This is a genomic window from Shewanella sp. HN-41 (assembly GCF_000217915.1).
In the GTDB taxonomy this organism is placed as follows: domain Bacteria; phylum Pseudomonadota; class Gammaproteobacteria; order Enterobacterales; family Shewanellaceae; genus Shewanella.
Window position 1 is genome coordinate 89,494 of sequence record NZ_AFOZ01000025.1, and the last position, 16,574, is coordinate 106,067.

Annotated in this window: 13 protein-coding genes; 7 read left to right on the top strand and 6 right to left on the bottom strand. The window is 47.7% G+C overall.

Going from position 1 to position 16,574, the window contains the following annotated elements; genetic code table 11:
• Positions 1-11: 11 nt before the first annotated feature.
• Positions 12-860, bottom strand: a complete 849-nt coding sequence (hdfR, locus tag SOHN41_RS10140) for an HTH-type transcriptional regulator HdfR (RefSeq protein WP_007648471.1) — start codon at positions 858-860, stop codon at positions 12-14.
• 108 nt (positions 861-968) lie between these two features.
• Here hdfR and SOHN41_RS10145 point away from each other — a divergent pair, with 108 nt between their 5' ends.
• The 3 genes from SOHN41_RS10145 to SOHN41_RS10155 all read left to right on the top strand — a co-directional run bounded on the left by SOHN41_RS10145 (position 969) and on the right by SOHN41_RS10155 (position 3,591).
• The gene (locus tag SOHN41_RS10145) at positions 969-1,415 is read left to right on the top strand and encodes a DUF413 domain-containing protein (protein ID WP_007648473.1); all 447 of its coding nucleotides are present in this window, start codon (positions 969-971) and stop codon (positions 1,413-1,415) included.
• 20 nt (positions 1,416-1,435) lie between these two features.
• Positions 1,436-2,449: an ATP-grasp domain-containing protein gene (locus tag SOHN41_RS10150; protein WP_007648475.1), complete on the top strand. Its 1,014-nt coding sequence runs from the start codon at positions 1,436-1,438 to the stop codon at positions 2,447-2,449.
• 260 nt (positions 2,450-2,709) lie between these two features.
• Complete coding sequence (locus SOHN41_RS10155) at positions 2,710-3,591, top strand: DUF481 domain-containing protein (RefSeq protein WP_037458720.1); 882 nt, start codon at positions 2,710-2,712, stop codon at positions 3,589-3,591.
• Between the two features lie 49 nt (positions 3,592-3,640).
• Here the strand turns inward: SOHN41_RS10155 and SOHN41_RS10160 are convergent, their stop codons facing one another.
• On the bottom strand, positions 3,641-5,263 hold the full coding sequence (locus SOHN41_RS10160; protein WP_037458723.1) for a M28 family metallopeptidase: 1,623 nt from the start codon (positions 5,261-5,263) through the stop codon (positions 3,641-3,643).
• Positions 5,264-5,432: 169 nt separating this feature from the next.
• Here SOHN41_RS10160 and SOHN41_RS10165 point away from each other — a divergent pair, with 169 nt between their 5' ends.
• Entirely contained in the window at positions 5,433-6,458 is a 1,026-nt protein-coding gene (locus SOHN41_RS10165) for a GGDEF domain-containing protein (RefSeq protein WP_007648489.1), read from the top strand.
• Positions 6,459-6,567: 109 nt separating this feature from the next.
• Here the strand turns inward: SOHN41_RS10165 and SOHN41_RS10170 are convergent, their stop codons facing one another.
• Entirely contained in the window at positions 6,568-7,197 is a 630-nt protein-coding gene (locus SOHN41_RS10170) for a class GN sortase (protein ID WP_007648490.1), read from the bottom strand.
• An 11-nt stretch (positions 7,198-7,208) separates the two neighbouring features.
• Positions 7,209-9,464, bottom strand: a complete 2,256-nt coding sequence (locus SOHN41_RS10175) for a marine proteobacterial sortase target protein (RefSeq protein WP_007648491.1) — start codon at positions 9,462-9,464, stop codon at positions 7,209-7,211.
• Between the two features lie 306 nt (positions 9,465-9,770).
• Here SOHN41_RS10175 and pdsR point away from each other — a divergent pair, with 306 nt between their 5' ends.
• The 3 genes from pdsR to SOHN41_RS10190 all read left to right on the top strand — a co-directional run bounded on the left by pdsR (position 9,771) and on the right by SOHN41_RS10190 (position 14,055).
• On the top strand, positions 9,771-10,463 hold the full coding sequence (pdsR, locus tag SOHN41_RS10180; RefSeq protein WP_007648493.1) for a proteobacterial dedicated sortase system response regulator: 693 nt from the start codon (positions 9,771-9,773) through the stop codon (positions 10,461-10,463).
• 48 nt (positions 10,464-10,511) lie between these two features.
• A complete protein-coding gene (gene pdsS / locus SOHN41_RS10185; RefSeq protein WP_007648494.1) occupies positions 10,512-12,671 on the top strand; it encodes a proteobacterial dedicated sortase system histidine kinase in 2,160 nt (719 codons plus the stop codon).
• 184 nt (positions 12,672-12,855) lie between these two features.
• A complete protein-coding gene (locus tag SOHN41_RS10190; protein ID WP_007648495.1) occupies positions 12,856-14,055 on the top strand; it encodes a cystathionine beta-lyase in 1,200 nt (399 codons plus the stop codon).
• A gap of 174 nt (positions 14,056-14,229) precedes the next feature.
• Here the strand turns inward: SOHN41_RS10190 and SOHN41_RS10195 are convergent, their stop codons facing one another.
• The gene (locus SOHN41_RS10195; protein WP_007648497.1) at positions 14,230-14,718 is read right to left on the bottom strand and encodes a CreA family protein; all 489 of its coding nucleotides are present in this window, start codon (positions 14,716-14,718) and stop codon (positions 14,230-14,232) included.
• A 123-nt stretch (positions 14,719-14,841) separates the two neighbouring features.
• Positions 14,842-16,299 carry a molecular chaperone gene (yegD, locus tag SOHN41_RS10200; RefSeq protein ID WP_037458748.1) on the bottom strand — a complete coding sequence of 486 codons (1,458 nt, stop codon included), beginning with the start codon at positions 16,297-16,299 and terminating at the stop codon, positions 14,842-14,844.
• Positions 16,300-16,574: the final 275 nt, after the last annotated feature.

A 16,574-nucleotide genomic window follows, 5' to 3' on the forward strand; every position in this document is an offset into this window, starting at 1 on the left:
ATGTCGCTAACTTAAATACCGTCATCGATCAAAAAGTCAATCGCCTGTTTAATCTGCTCCAGCCGATCATTTTCAGCCCAGTACGCCACATACACACTGCGCGAAATGGCATTGGCTCCGCGCACAAGGTGTAATTCCCCATTACGCAACAGCTGCTGTACTAGGTGCTCTGGCAAAAACGCACAGCCTCCATTATTTAAAATAAAGTCTAAGGCGATACGCGCAGAACTAGTATGCAATGTCGGCACCGGAAGCGTTGCATATTCCTGAGCGTGAATAATATTAAACGCCGTCCCCCAATCCACCTTCACATATTGTCCCGGTGCCACACCATTAACCACAATATCAGCCACACTCGACACTAACAGTAAATTGATTTGCCCTAACTGTACTAACTCAAATTGGTCCAGTTTAGGAGGGTCGAAGGAAATCGCAATATCCAATGTTCTATCCATCAATTGTCGTGTCATGACTGTAGAAGGTAAGACTTCGGTTCGCAGTGCTACCCCAGGTAAACCGACATGCAAATGCTGTAAGTGCCCTTGGAGATACGCATCCCAGATATTAGGACCTGCGCCGATAGCCAATTGGGTCGACTGTAATTGGCTTAAGGAGACATCTTGTTTAGCGCGCTCCCATGCGGTTAACACCGCTTCGGCATGGCCAAGCATTCGCTCACCAGCGGGAGTGGGTTGAATGTTATTACGTTGCCGCTCAAACAGCGCGACGCCCAGAATGCTCTCAAGCTGTTTAACCCGAAAACTGACCGCACTGCGGGTGAGATAAAGATTTTCCGCCGCCTTGCCAAAATGACGGGTACGGGAGACTTCGAGAAAGGTCTTAAGTAAATCGGTATCCATAAAAATTCTTGACCAACATTGGCAAATTTTTTTGATTTATAAATCAATAATACTAGCCAATACTCCAGTTGCAAATCTTTGTATATCAAAAACTAGAAGGTAACTGCCATGTCTGAACAGTCTTTTTCAAACGCTAACAAGGGTTCTGAGACGGTTAACGGCTCAGCAGCCAGCTTTGTATCTCACAAACGTTTTTATGATGATGCAAACTTCCCTAAAGGCTTTAAACGCAGTGGTGACTTCACCAGTAAAGAAGCCGAACTCCTTGAATTGCATGGCTATGCTATGAAAAATCTTGCCGAGGGCAAGACGCGACCTTGCACCGCCGATGAAGCGCAATTTGTCGAAGTCATCAAAGGAAATATCGCTCCCAGTAGCTTGTTAGAGCAGATCTGGTTAAAGTACCGCAAACTCGCCCTAGGTAAACCCTTTTACGCGGTCGTTGGCACAGTACATTTGCCTGCGACTAAACCCGAGGTCGAGCCCGAAGCAGTATTTGATGTCGATGTTGAAGATGATGTTCAGGACGAACCTGAACCCGAGGATAAAGAATGAAAATTAAGGTTTGCGATTAAATGCGTGGGTGGATTTTATATAAAGAAACCGCGACTCAGCTAAAACCTGAATTGTATGAAATTGAGCGTCTACTGGAAGCTGCAAAGGCTGACAACATAGAGTTGGAAGTATACGCACCAGATGAATTTGATCTTACTGTCACCAGAGAAGACAACAAGAGTATTTTATTGAACGGGCAAGCAGTTGAGTTGCCTGATTTTATTATTCCGCGCATGGGCTCTGGTACCACCTATTTCGCCCTCGCGATAATTCGTCATTTAGAGCGTTTAGGGGTGTATTGCCTCAACCCCTCTAAGGCCATTGAGATAGTCAAAGACAAGCTATTCTCCCAACAACTGTTGGCCGAGAAAAATTTGCCTACCCCTAAGACTATGCTGGTTAAATTCCCGGTCGATATCGAACTGGTTGAACGCCATTTGGGATTCCCCGTGGTGATCAAAACCCTGTCTGGCTCACAGGGTAGCGGCGTGTTCTTATCCCATAAAGCCCGTGAATTTGACGACTTAATGCAGCTAATCGAAGCGACCAATAAAAACGCCAACATTATTTTGCAGGAGTTTATCGCCAACAGCCATGGCCGAGACCTGCGGGTCTTTACCATTGGTGGTCGGGTTGCGGGTTGTTATGAAAGACGGGGACAGGAAGACAGTTTTAAGGCCAATGTCAGCGCAGGAGGTTCGGCGCGCCCCTTTGAGATCACCCCAGAAATCGAATGGCTCGCCACACAAACGGCGAATATTCTCGATCTCGATGTCGCCGGTATCGACCTCCTGTTCGATAACGGCCACTATAAAATTTGTGAGGCTAACTCATCCCCCGGATTCGAAGGATTGGAGTCTTGTTTAAACGTGGATATCGCCGCCCAAATTTTGCACTTTATTCGTATTCGCCTTGGTATGTTTAATAAGGATGAACCTAGTAGCCCCAAAATGGTGATAGGTGAAGTGACCTCTTCGGTTCTTAACGATAAAACTACCTCTAGCGAGATCTCCCCTTCCAATAAAAGTGAATGATACAAGTTGCGGCGCTAACGTTTGTTATCGCCGCAAGATTTAACATCTCTGCTTTCCTCTCCATTTCGCGCCAGCATTGCTGTGATCTAGTGCGCACTTTACCTATAGCGTTCAAGAATTCATGCTGCTTTTGTTTTACATCATAAAACCACATACTTTTTTAAAACATTTTATTCACATTCTGAAATTTGCTGTTACACTCCAAATGTGCTTCTTTATGGCACTAAAGTCTGATGTTATCGCTAAACATAATAAGAAGAATGCTGGAGTCACGTTTGAGCCCGAACCGTTTATTACCACTGCTGCTAGCCGCATTGGCAAGTGCTCAAGTACAAGCAGGCGATTTTACTATCGAATTGGGTGGTTTTTATTCACAATCTGACTCTAATATGCAAGTCACCAACCCATCTACGGGTAATAACTTCACCTTAGATTATGAATCAGACTTGCAATTAGCTGAGAACAAGTTTCTTCCATTTGTTGAATTAAATTATCACTTTAATGAACGTCACAACATCTATTTTGATTGGAAACAACTTCACCGTAGCGCCGAAACACTTGCCTTAAGTAAGCCCTTTCAGATTGAAATCAATGACACTATTTATGATATTAAGGCGGGTGGTAAGCTCAACTCAACCCTGAACATTGATATACTGCGCTTGGGCTATGGCTATGACGTATTTCAGGGCAGTAACTACGACGTTGGCGTGTCACTTGGTTTACACACTATGTTCATCAAAATGGGATTCGAAGGCGTTATCGGCGTTTGTGATGCTTCTGAATTGTTAAATAATGTCTGTGGCAGCCAAGCGATTCCTCGCATAGTCGATGAAAGTGTTACGGCCCCACTGCCAGATATTGGTCTGTACGCTAATTATGAGTTTACACCCGGTTGGGAGTTAACCAGTCACGCCCAGTATTTTTATATCAAACTCGATGATGTTAAAGGTGAGCTCGTCGATGTGAAATTAGGAATTGATGCACAAATTACGTCTAGTTGGCGTATGAGCGTAGCCTATAACTATTACAAAGTGGATGTGGATATTGCTCAAAAGTCCGCCTATAAAGACACTCAAGTTGCTAATTACAATATTAACTACAGCTTTATTGGGCCGATGCTTTCCGTAAGTTATACCTTTTAAGCTTGAAAGACATAGATAAAAAGGGCGCCAAAGGCGCCCTTTTTATCATTTAGTTGCGGCCATCTTGCTCACGTTTAGCCTTAAAATCAGACAGTTCTAACCAACGCGGCCAATCAGTGCTGTTGGCTAGTGTTGTTAATATACTGGCGATCAGATCTAAGTCTTGATTGACCCCAGCCAATGACCAATTAGGATCATAATCGTCGGCACCTTGGTGATATTTATGGGCAATATAATCGGGATCTGTGTCCCCAAGACTCATAAACAACAGACCTGGCACACCTTGCTGGGCTAACGCAAAGTGATCTGATCTAAACATCAAACCATTTTGTGGCCGCGGATCTGCTTTTACGACACGGCCCTGAGCCTTAGCTGCTTTGTCTAAATAATGTTCTAACTCAGAAACACCTTCACCATAACGTAGAATATAATCAACACCTTGATTCATATTCATGCCATCAATATTTAAAAAGGCAACAATATTTTTAGTGGGTACACTGGGGTATTGTGCAAAATGCTGGGCACCAATCAGGCCCGTTTCTTCGGCGGTAAAAGCACTAAACATAATCGACCGTGCTAATGGCGCCGTCTGTGCTTGTTGCTTAAAATAGCGAGCCAAGGCTAAAACACCCGCCACACCACTGGCGTTATCCACCGCGCCATTTAAGATCTGTGGTTTTCCGTCTTCAATCACAGTGCCTAAGTGATCCCAGTGGGCATGCATCATCACCACTTCATCCGCGCGCGTTTCCCCCGGTAAAATGGCGGCAACGTTATGGGACTCAGCACGTTCAATGCTGTTTTTTAAGGTCAGCTGTGCCTGTAATTTCAGCGGTTGTGCTTTAAAGTTTGGTTTAGCGGCCTGTTGCTTTAACGCATCGAAATCCATCCCCGCCTTAGCGAAGATTTTTTGCGCGACATCATGTTGCACCCAGCCCATCACTCCCACTTGTCCTCGGTTATTATTGCCATCGACCAGCGTGAATTTAGTGCCCGTATTTGAATTTTGTACTACACCCCAGCCATAGGCGGCGGGCGCCGTTTCATGCACGATAAATACCGCTTCGGCTCCCTGACGAGCGGCCTCTTCATACTTGTAGGTCCAACGGCCGTAATAGGTCATGGCATTGCCTTTGAAAACCTTGGGATCTTGAGTCGCAAATCCTGGGTCGTTGACTAACACTATGACGGTTTTACCTTTTACATCTATGCCTTGGTAATCGTTCCAATGGTATTCGGGGGCATTAATACCATATCCGACAAACACCACGTCACTATTAGTCAAGGAAACCTTATCGACCACCCTTTGGGTTCTGGCGGTAAACTCACTGCCGTTAGCAAATTTGAGCCCCCCAATATCGAGCTGCATTTGTTGATCAGCACTTATCTTCGCCAGTGGCACAGCCTGTAAATAACTGTCGCCAAAACCGGGTTTCAGCCCCATCTCTTTAAAGGCTTTTTCAAGGTAGGCTATTGTCAGTTGCTCGCCTTCAGATAGCGGCGCTCGGCCACCGAAAGCATCACTGGCTAAGGTTTTTACGTCGGTGCGATACTGCGCCAAATCAAGATTATCCGCAAAGGATTGCGCAGCAATGGCAGGCAAGGACAGCAAAGTACCCAAGGCACCGGCTAGGATGAAATTTTTCACGACTTTCTCCCAAGTTATTATCATTCTTTGATTTTGAGGATAAACTTTACCATATACCTCACAGCTTGTGACGGGATGATTGAGATATGTTTGACAAAGCGTGCTGGCCATTTCTCACAAGTGCACTCGAGTAGAAGGCAAGCCGCAGTTCATCCATTTTGTTAGTCTTATTTTTATTCATTAGGGTCAATACATGTCACGAGAATTATTGCAAACCGCGGCGCTGAATCTTAAAAAAGCGGTTCCGTTAATGCTCAAACATAAAATCCCAACCACACCTATCAATTATGCACTTTGGTATACCTATGTAGGCGAGCAAAATCCCGCATTGAATCAGCAATTAGATACTGTGATTGCCTATTACAACACCTGTCCACCGGTGAGCAGCGAACTACTCTATCGTCAATATGTAGCCGATCCCCTTGAGTTGGATGTGCGCGAGATGCGTCAAAGCTTAGAGGCCATGGTGACGGAGCTTTCCCAATCACTCAAAGATACCAATCAGGATGCCAACGAATTTCAATCCCGCATAGACAGCAACTTCGCCAAACTCAATCGTATCGAAGAAGAGACCTTCAGCGTCGAGCAAGTGTTGGAGCTTGTCCGCAATTTAGTAAAAGAGTCCGACAGTATCCGCTCGAGTACGGCATTTTTTACTGGGCAACTGCAAAAGGCACAAACCGAAATCGATGCACTAAAGCTGAAACTCGAACAAACCGAGAAAGATGTACTTTATGATGCCTTAACGGGCTGTTTGAATCGGCGCGCCTTCGATACCGATTTCAGTGGCATGCTAGCCCAAGCCCCCGAAGGTACTTGTGTTATTTTGGCCGACATCGACCACTTTAAAACTTTCAATGATAACTATGGCCACCAGCTGGGGGATCAAGTCCTACGGGCTGTCGCTAGGCGACTACAGGAGTCCTGTCGAGAGGGGGTTAAGCTATACCGATTTGGCGGAGAAGAATTTGCCATTATCGTCCCTAAGAGCCAACTGCGGATCGCCAGGCAACTCGCCGAGGCCATGCGCCGCGGGCTCGAAAAACTCAGTATTAAGGATAGAAGAAAAGACGAGCGTATCGATAATATCACCGCATCCTTTGGTGTTGCCCAGTGGCAAGATAAACAAACTGGAATTCAACTCATTGAAAAAGCTGATAAGTTACTTTACGAAGCCAAACGTCTCGGCCGCAATCGGGTTATGCCGATCAGCAACTGATATCATCTCTACTCCTATAGTGCCGTCGATAGTGCCGCCCATAAAACCTTAAGGGCGGCACAGTCAAAAGTTAGTCGTTGAAGCGATTAATGTTATTAAACTAAATAAGTTAATTCAGTGTTAATAGCGTCTGCGTCACAGGGATCGCCTGCACCACAAATCTCAGTTCAGCCCCACCTTCAAGTGCGTCGAAGGGATAGCAAGTAATGAGGGTTAATCGGTCGTCGCTACTGGGCGCCATAAATTCGGTTTGGGATTCATGCACGACCTCTGTTGCCACCACTTGATAAAGAATGTCCTTTCCCGATGCGGTTTGCAGCGATAATTGTCGGCCCACTGTCATGCCCTTTAAAATCGAGAAATGTGTATCCCTGTGTCCGGCAATCACAGTATTACCCGAGTCCCCCGCCCTCGCGCTCGATAACACTAAACCTGGGCCAAAGGCTAAGTTGCGCCCCGATGCGCCAGCAAGCACATAGAGGCTATCGTTTGAGGCGATGCGATCAAAATGGCTCACTTGGCTATTTTGCTGGAACGATAATTTCGCCACCGGATACGTATCCGCCCATGACCAAGGCTTATGGGATTGACCATCCTCTAAGGTCTTAGTCCAGGCCTGTTCAATCAAATATTGGGCAAAGTGTGCTTTAGCTTGCATATAGAGTCCTTTTCCTAACAAAGTGCCGCCGAGTAATAACCATCCGGCTAACAACCACCACTGTGCTTGCTGCCAACGCATAGCTTTAATACTCACACCTGTGGCTCAGTATTAAGTGCGAGTAGGTTTGCCCTCTCCACCCGACGTTGCTTCAGTATTGAGGCGGCGAGCAACATGGCGATGAATAAGCTTATCGCACCGAGTAATATATCGAGGCGGCTCGCCGTCGCCGTCTGTGGCAATATGCCCAATGGCTGCCAACCTAAGGGCAAATGCTGACGTACAACCGCATCACGGCCCATGGCATTGGACTCAATTGGCGTCAAATCCACGGCCACTAAACTGGTATAGGCGCTGACTAAATGGTAATTGAGGGATAATGCGGTGATCTGCTGTTTGACCCTCTCATCATTGGCACCGTTCTTACTGAGCTCCAGCGCCGCAATCTGTTTTCTGGCCCAGAGCAAGTCTAAACCGACATTTTGCTCGGGGATCGCTGCCAAGTTATCCATTAATGACAGGGATTGCTGCCAGTTTTTATGCCCTTGACGGCCCGTGATCACTAACCCCTTAGACTCGCGTTCACTACGCTTAAGGCTGACGAGCACAGGTTCACCTTGGTAAAGATCGGGGATGGGCGATGGCCAATAATCGGGGATATTGCCATCGTCAAAACGCACATGGATATCGGTCAATACTGGGTATTGGATTTTATTCAGTAGTTCGCTGATCTTTTCATCGACCTCCTCTACTTTGCCAATATAGGTAAAAGTGCCGCGCCCCAGTTCCGCCGCCCTTTGCATAAAATGCGAATTAGGCGCAGAGCCAATGCCCACGGTAAACAAGCGGCTATCGCCGATTTGATAACGGATTAAATCAAATAGAGCTTGTTCATTGCCCACCGAGCCATCGGTCATAAAGATCACTTGTCGTAGGGACTGCGTTTCTTGAGTGACATTCTGATAATTTGCCGCGAATGCCGCATTCAACGCCAATGCCATTTCAGTGCCACCATCGGCCTGTAGACGGTTAACAAATTGACGGGCACGGGATAAATTTGACGACGTAACCGGAAGTGATGCTGGTGATAACTGTGACATCTGCGAGTTAAATTCGATGATGTTAAAACTGTCCTGGGCAGTTAACCCGTTTAGGGCATATAAGAGGGCATTTTTCGCCTGCACTATGGGATCTCCCGCCATAGAGCCCGAGGTATCTATCACTAAAATTAACTCACGGGGCAGACGCATCTGAGAATGTTTATCCGCCTTAGGCGGTAATACCATGACTAAGCTGTAACTGTCATCGATGGCATTCCCTGCCTCTTGGGATAAAACATCACTCTCATTCTGGTGGGTTTTCCCCCTTTGATTGAACACCCAAGCGAGTGGACTATTGCCTTGTTTTAAGCGCCACTGCAGGACAAAATCACGGTTTGCAGGCACAGAATTGGCGAGTGACACCATCGTTGAACCCCTCTTCTCACTGAGTTTGATTTGATGGTACGGGCTTTCAACCGCACGGGTATCGACCCCCTCCCCCAGTTCGACCCAAATATCGACCTTAAGCTCAGGGGAATCCCCCTCGTCGGTCCCTCGAATAGGGGCGACAATTCGCTCGGCATCAAACACTTGGGCACTGGTCACCCGGTCATTATTGGCTCCGTTATCAGCCGTATTTCCGGGGATATAACGCGGTGCCACGACTAAGGGAAACCGTAGACTAAACAAACCATCTTCATATTTAATGGCTTCTTGATAACTGATTTCGACCACTAATTGCTCATCAGGCGCAAGATTAGCCACTTCCGTCGTGAACATATTTGGCCGCTCCTGACTCACTAAGCTCGCACGCTTCCCTTCGGCTTTGGCTTGCTCAAAGCGTTGTTTTGCCTCGGCCCTTGGGTGAATTTGGCCTTCGATAATACGCTGACCTATATGCAGCCGGAGCGAATCCACCGCCGCCTCATTCGGCAGAGGAAACAGATATTGACCATTGAGCACAAATTCGCTGTTGTTGTGAAAAACCTGCTTAACACTCACCCTATTACTGAGGCCTGATACATGCATCGACACTTGTGTGTCTAAGGGTAAGGAAGGCACTAAGACACCGTTTGGTTTGTGGTATACCAAGATGCCTTGAGTCACATCCTGGTAATCGAACATCGATGGCTGTTGTAGCCCATCCAGCATTGACGTCATCCCAGTGCTAACAGTCCCTACGCCAATAGCCCCGGGGCTATTGGGTGAAGCCAGCACCACAAAGGGTAAACACCAACAAATAGCGACGGCTATCACTAACGTTGCAACGGCCTCACTGACTTCTCTAACTCTTTTCCCTGTGGTCATCACAAAGACTCCCTGATCTTAAATACGCTGATGTTGAATACACTGATGTTGAATACACTGATGTTAAATACAGTGCTATCCCAATGAAAAATGTGATAACGGCTACTTGGCAACATGATTTCATTAGGGAAACATTGAATGAGGCTATTAAACACAAGTGAAATGGCATCGCAGGGGATGGAAAATGGCAATGCGAGTATCAATTGTGGCAACAAAATGGCAATGGCATTTGAGGCCTTTTTTCTCAGGTAAAATCCTGTATAGTCACGAAAACTTAATCCCAGCAGTCAATAGGAATCGGGTTCTATGAAACGTATCGCCATAGTGGAAGATGAGGCCGCCATTCGCGAAAATTATAAGGATGTGCTGCAACAGCACGGCTACAGCGTACAAACCTATGCCGACAGACCCTCGGCCATGCTGGCTTTTAACACGCGTTTACCGGATTTGGCCATTATTGACATAGGCTTAGGCAACGAGATCGACGGGGGTTTTATGCTGTGCCAATCCCTGCGGGCCATGTCCAATACCTTGCCCATCATCTTTCTAACCGCCCGCGACAGTGACTTCGATACAGTCTGCGGCCTGCGCTTAGGCGCCGATGATTATTTAAGCAAAGAAGTCAGTTTCCCCCATTTAACCGCCCGTTTAGCCGCCCTGTTTCGCCGCTCGGAATTGGCAGCCAGCCAAACACCGAAGGAAAACCTACTCGAACGCGGTCCACTGACGATCGATGCTAACCGCATGCAGGTATATTGGGATCAACACCCCATCGAACTGACTGTCACCGAATTTTGGATGGTGCATGCCCTCGCCAAACACCCTGGCCATGTGCGCAGTCGCCACGAACTAATGCAGGAGGCAAAAATTTTCGTCGATGACAGCACCATAACCTCCCATGTAAAGCGTATCCGTAAAAAATTTATGGCAGCGGCACCTGAGTTTGACTGTATCGATACCGTCTACGGCATGGGCTATCGCTGGGATAGCCTCGCTTAACATGAGCCTTGCTTAATCAAGCTGCTATGGGATGTTAACCTCGAATTTATGACACGTTTCCCCTTCGGTCTTCGTACCAAAGTCATTGGCCTCAGCCTGTTTTTACTCTGCCTACCTTGGCTGGGGTATCAATATGTGTGGGAGATGGAAAAATACCTACGCCACGGCCAGGAGCGCACCCTAGAAGGCACGACCCAAGCATTGGCCACCGCCCTGCACGAACGTCCCAAATTGTTCGATGGCCAAGCAAGTTTCTTAAAACAGGTGGAAAAAAGCCGCGATCTCTATGCCTACCCGCTGGCGGGGGCCATTTTGCTCGATGGAAAACTCAATGAATGGCAGGAATACCAGCATAGGTTTATTCAATATGGCCAAACAAACCTGATCATGCGAGCCGATCCCAACATACCACTGACCTTAAGTTTTACCCATATGGTGGGCCAGTACGATGGTTATCTGTATGCCTTCTTTCAAGTCGTCGATCCCACTTTAGTTTATCGAGGAAAAAATGCGCTGAGCGTCGATAGAAACGATCATCTTTCCATCGCCACCCTCGCCCCCGACAATCAATTCAAGCGCTATATTGTCGCTACGACCCAACCCGGCTGGATCAGCGCCTTCGAACTGCCCGCCAACCCTAAGCAGACGGTGCCCGTCACCCCAGAGGTACGCATTCAAGGGCAATGGGCCGCGACGGATGTGGGCTACAATATTGAACTGCGGATCCCCCTCGACATGGTGGGGAGCAAACTCGGCTTTGCCATCAATGATGTGAATGACAGTAAATACCGCGATGTCAGCGCCATTGTGGGCACCTCCGCCTTAGACACTGTCGATAAACTGGGAACTGTCCTAGTGCCATCACCAGAGATTGAAAATATTATCAAAGGGATGAGCCATTACAGCTCGCGGGTTTGGGTGGTGGATAAACACGGCCGTGTACTGGCAAAATCCGGGGATATTCGTGCCAATAGTAGCGTCTGGACCCGCACCTTAGAAGATGAGGCATCAAACTCCCTGTGGGAGAGTTTCAAGCGCAATTACCTGCATCCGCTTTACTATAAAATTCTGACTAAGCCACCAAAGGATTTTATCGACTCACTACAGGACTCCACCGAACTCGACGGCAGCCATATTCGTAAGGCCCTCGCGGGGCAGCAAAGTTCGACATGGCGGTTGACCCCAGATAATAAGGCTGTGGTGCTCGCCGCCGCTAGCCCTATTTGGATTGATAACAATGTGATGGGGGCCGTCGTTGCCGAAGAAACCACCCACGGCATTCGAACCCTACGCAACCGTGCTCTGGAAAAGTTGTTTAATGTCATCCTAACCATTATGAGCATGGGCACTCTGGCACTGTTTTTCTTCGCCTCGAGTATCTCTAACCGCATCCGCAAACTGCGGGACGAGGCAGAAAATGCCATCGATAGCCAAGGTCGAGTCCGTAATAACCTTAAGCCCTCTAAAGCGCGGGATGAAATTGGCGATCTCTCCCGCAGTTTCTCCAGCATTGTCGGGCGCCTAGGTCAGTACACCCATTACCTTGAGAATATGTCGTCGCGCCTATCCCACGAGCTACGCACACCCGTCGCCGTGGTGCGCTCGTCCCTCGAGCACTTAAATCTGCAAACCTTAGATAAAGACACTCAAAAATACGTTGATCGCGCCCAGGAAGGTGTCAGCCGCCTAAGCATGATCTTAAATAATATGAGTGAGGCGACTCGCCTAGAACAAAGCTTAACACAGGCGGAACTCACGCAATTTCCGCTGTCTCAGGTGGTGAGCGGTTGTATGCAAGGCTATCAAATGACCTATCCAGAACAACACTTTAGCGTTAAAGTGCCCGAACAGCCGCTGATGATGCAAGGGGTCCCCGAGTATATCGCCCAATTAATGGATAAACTTATTGCCAATGCGCTGGAGTTCTGTGACACGGGTAGCGCCATCGAAGTCACGCTTACCCCTATAGGCAAACAAGCAACCTTACTTATCAGTAATTTAGGGCCAGAATTACCTGTCGACATGTCAGAGCAGATTTTTGATTCTATGGTCTCAGTACGGATAAACCAAGCCCAAGATAAACCCCATTTAGGGCTAGGCTTATACATTGCACGGCTGATCGCTGAGTTTCACCAAGGTAAAATCCTTGCCCATAACCGCAGCGATCATAAAGGGGTAGATATCCTAGTAACGCTGCCTTTGAGCTAAGAGTGACACAGCCCATAAGCTAAAAAATACGGCAACATAGTGTAAAACAGGCTCAAGAATAAGGCTGGATGAACATGAGTCAAACTCATATTCATCCTCCTGCCATTTTGGCTAACAGATGCTAAGATGACCGCCATCACAATGAATTTTAAACCCAAAAACTGACTCGCCAAGGTAATTCCCTATGACAGATAAACACCAGCTCGCCACCCAAATCGTCAGCTTAGGTCGAGACAAAAAGTGGACTAAAGGCGTGATCAATCCACCCGTGTTTCGCGCATCGACCATAGTGTTTGAGACTATGGAAGACATGCGCCACGCCGCGAAAAATAAAACCAATGGTGAGATGTTTTATGGCCGCCGCGGCACCCCAACCCATTTTGCCTTTCAGGCCGCGATTGCCGAGCTTGAAGGTGGTGTAGGCACCGCACTTTATCCCTCTGGCGCTGCGGCGATAAGCGCGGCACTGTTGTCATTTTTAAAGGCGGGCGATCATTTGCTAATGGTCGATAGCGTATATGAACCCACACGGGATCTCTGTACCCATATCTTGGGTGGCTTTGGTATCGAAACCACTTACTATGATCCGCTAATTGGCGCAGGTATTCGCGACCTTATTCGCCCCAATACAAAGGTGTTGTTTTTAGAGTCTCCCGGTTCCATCACCATGGAAGTGCAGGATGTGCCGACACTTTGCCGTATCGCCCACGAGCATGGGCTGATCACTATACTCGACAATACTTGGGCCTCACCCATCAATAGCAAACCCTTTGACATGGGCGTGGATATTTCGATTCAGGCGGCGACCAAATATATCGTCGGTCACTCGGATGTGATGATAGGCACGGCCACAGCCAATGAAAAATACTGGCCACAATTGCGTGAACACAGCTATTTGATGGGACAAACCACCTCCCCCGATGATGTTTATCTTGCCGCCCGAGGCCTGCGTACCTTAGGCGTGCGTATGGCGCAACATGAAAAAAATGCCCTCGAGGTCGCCAACTGGTTAAAGGCGCGTCCGGAAGTAGACCATCTACGCCACCCAGCGTTCGATACATGCCCCGGTCACGAGTTCTTTAAACGCGACTTTAGCGCTTCAAATGGCTTGTTCTCCTTCGTGTTAAAACAAGGTGATGCCGATGCGGTCACCGCATTGGTTGAAAATATGAGTCACTTTAAGATGGGCTTCTCTTGGGGCGGCTACGAGAGTTTAATCCTCGGCATTTTCGGTATTGAAAAAATCCGCTCGGCGACCAAATGGGATGCAAGCAAACCGTTAATTCGTTTGCATATTGGTTTGGAAGATCCCGCGGATTTAATCGCCGATCTCAGCGCAGGTTTTGAACGCTTTAATGCAGTACTGGCGGCCAAAGCTAAGTAGCGATAATGATTGATAAAGCTAGGATATTAGATGGCTCAAATTTATTGAGTTATGCCATTAGCGGCTAAGAGCTAGCAGCCTATAAAAACAAAAAGGGGCGGAATAGTTATTCCGCCCCTTTCGCTTATCAACACTTACAGCAAAAACACTGCACAGCTATAAACTCTACGGCGATTAATTCGCTTTCGTTCCCATACTGAGTGCAGGATCGGCCCAAGCCTGCGAGCCATAGAGCGGCACAGTTGAGAGCGCATGTTTATGGCTGCCATTAGTCTCTTTGGTCGAATAGGACAAATACAGCAAAGTTTGGTTTTGCGCATCATAAATCCGGCGCACTTTTAATGACTTAAAGAGAATGCTCAAGGACTCAGTGAAAACCACTTCCCCCTGTTTTCCCATATCTATCTTGGCGATATCGGCTGGTGTAATAGGCCCGGTTTGGCGGCAACTGATCCCCATATCGGAGGGATCAGCAAAGTCCAAATTCGCTTCGATACGGCTAATATGGCAAGTCACCCCGGGTATTTTAGGATCCTGCTTAGCATCGATAATCACATCCTTAGTCGTAAACAACCCCAAGCTGACCTTGCCCACATCATCACCACAACCAGCCACAAATAACACCAGAGTGGTGGCCATTGCCATTTTTAACAGAGTTCTCATTTCACATCCTTATATACTTATTTTTAACTTAGCCCGCTAGGTCTGCAAATAACCGCCTTGCCTAAAGTGCGTTAAATTCCCGCTGAATCCTGTATCTTCAGCTTCAGGTTGTTTGGGTATAGCTCATTGTTTAATAAATAGCTTTTGGGCCCAACGGGTCAGCCCTGCGGTGACTGAACCAAAGTGGTCGCCAACCACGACCGGAATATTGGGGTAGATCCCGGCAATTTTGTCGTAAATGGCTGGGCTTCGTGCCGTACCACCAGTGACATAAATAACATCGGGTAGACATTCTACCTGAGCAGCATCACTAGACAAGGCATCAGGGGATAAGCTTAGCTCTGCTAACGTCTTAGCCGCTTGGCTAAGTGCTTGGTGCATCAGGGCTTCTACTTTTGTTAGCGAAGGCTCGATGGCATTTTCAAACAACTGCCTGCTTACCGCCGCTCGAAGGGCTGCCTCGATAAAATCGAGTTCAATATCGGTCCTATTGTGATCCGATAGGGCAATTTTGGCGCGTTCAGCCAAACGGACTAACTGGTAACTCAATTGCTGACGCTGCACTTTTAACAGACGGAGCAGTAACTGTGGCTGCTCGGCTTCTTTTATCAATTCATCGATCAACTTACGTGTACTTAGGGTCGCAAACTCACGTTGTGCACTGATATCATTGACGGCCACCGCATTCCAAAAGGGATTGCTCGGCATAGGCTTACCATTGATCATCAATGAGCCTAAACCAAAATGCGGCATAAACGCATTCATCGCAAGGGCGATATCCAAATCATTACCCCCGATCCGCTGGCCGCTGTGGCCTAGGCAATCGGCGGCGCGATCCTGTGCCATTTTATGGGAGGGTCCCATCTTAACCACGGAGCAATCTGTCGTACCACCGCCCACATCGACCACCAGCACGGTTTTATCTTCCTTAAGGCTCGCCTCATAATCCATGCCAGCCGCGAGGGGTTCAAACAAAAAGGCGACCTCTAAAAAACCGGCCCGGGTTGCCGCGAGGGAAAGAATGGCTTCAGCCTGACGATTACTCTCCTCGCCACCGATACCTTGGAAGTTTACTGGGCGGCCAATCACCGCATGGGTGATGGCCTTAGCGCCTGAATCAAACAGGCCCCTTTGGGCCAGTATCGATTCGGCCCGCACCTTAATGTACTGCATCATCAGGGTGACAATATCTTCAAACAGGGCAATTTGCTCGGGCCTGAGTCCCGTTGCACCTAAAAAGGATTTTGGCGAACGGACATAAAAACCTTCTTCGGGTGTTTCTAGATAGGCTTTCACCGCTTGTTCGCCCACAAATACGGCTTGGGTATCGGGATCGAGATCGAGTTCATGGCGAACCATGCGGGCACGGCTCAATTGTGCGGCACGTTTCTTGGCATAATCCGCTTTACATTCGAGGGGAAGTGCTTGATATACGGCCTCGGCGATAAGCTCCCTGTCCATCGCATAGAGTGTCGAAGGTAAATAAGTAGAATCCTCTGATAAGGGTAATAGTTGGACACTCTCCCCCTGCATCATTCCAACGGCGCAGTTGGCACTACCATAATCAAATCCGACAAACATACCTTTACTCCCGCGATAAAAAGCCGAGCAAGGTAACATAGTTTGCCATAATGCCCAAGGCGTTAATGGGGTTGCCTCTTATTTTATAGATGAGTGTCAAAGCGTAAGCATGGACTGGATGACAATTCGCAGCGAGGAAAGTGGACCACTCCTTCGGACTTTCATCTTAGGGTCATATTTCTGTCACACTCGTCATCAATCTGACATATTTCCCTCGTATCTTTAGTTCCACATAAATTGATAAATCTTTGGCAGATTTTTACATACATGCAATA

Coding starts and splice junctions, on each gene's coding strand:
- yegD (WP_037458748.1), bottom strand. CDS start 16,299: ATGTTTGTCGGATTTGATTATGGTAGTGCCAACTGCGCCGTTGGAATG.
- hdfR (WP_007648471.1), bottom strand. CDS start 860: ATGGATACCGATTTACTTAAGACCTTTCTCGAAGTCTCCCGTACCCGT.
- SOHN41_RS10170 (WP_007648490.1), bottom strand. CDS start 7,197: ATGCGTTGGCAGCAAGCACAGTGGTGGTTGTTAGCCGGATGGTTATTA.
- SOHN41_RS10155 (WP_037458720.1), top strand. CDS start 2,710: ATGCTGGAGTCACGTTTGAGCCCGAACCGTTTATTACCACTGCTGCTA.
- pdsR (WP_007648493.1), top strand. CDS start 9,771: ATGAAACGTATCGCCATAGTGGAAGATGAGGCCGCCATTCGCGAAAAT.
- SOHN41_RS10150 (WP_007648475.1), top strand. CDS start 1,436: ATGCGTGGGTGGATTTTATATAAAGAAACCGCGACTCAGCTAAAACCT.
- SOHN41_RS10195 (WP_007648497.1), bottom strand. CDS start 14,718: ATGAGAACTCTGTTAAAAATGGCAATGGCCACCACTCTGGTGTTATTT.
- pdsS (WP_007648494.1), top strand. CDS start 10,512: ATGACACGTTTCCCCTTCGGTCTTCGTACCAAAGTCATTGGCCTCAGC.
- SOHN41_RS10165 (WP_007648489.1), top strand. CDS start 5,433: ATGTCACGAGAATTATTGCAAACCGCGGCGCTGAATCTTAAAAAAGCG.
- SOHN41_RS10175 (WP_007648491.1), bottom strand. CDS start 9,464: ATGACCACAGGGAAAAGAGTTAGAGAAGTCAGTGAGGCCGTTGCAACG.
- SOHN41_RS10190 (WP_007648495.1), top strand. CDS start 12,856: ATGACAGATAAACACCAGCTCGCCACCCAAATCGTCAGCTTAGGTCGA.
- SOHN41_RS10160 (WP_037458723.1), bottom strand. CDS start 5,263: ATGATAATAACTTGGGAGAAAGTCGTGAAAAATTTCATCCTAGCCGGT.
- SOHN41_RS10145 (WP_007648473.1), top strand. CDS start 969: ATGTCTGAACAGTCTTTTTCAAACGCTAACAAGGGTTCTGAGACGGTT.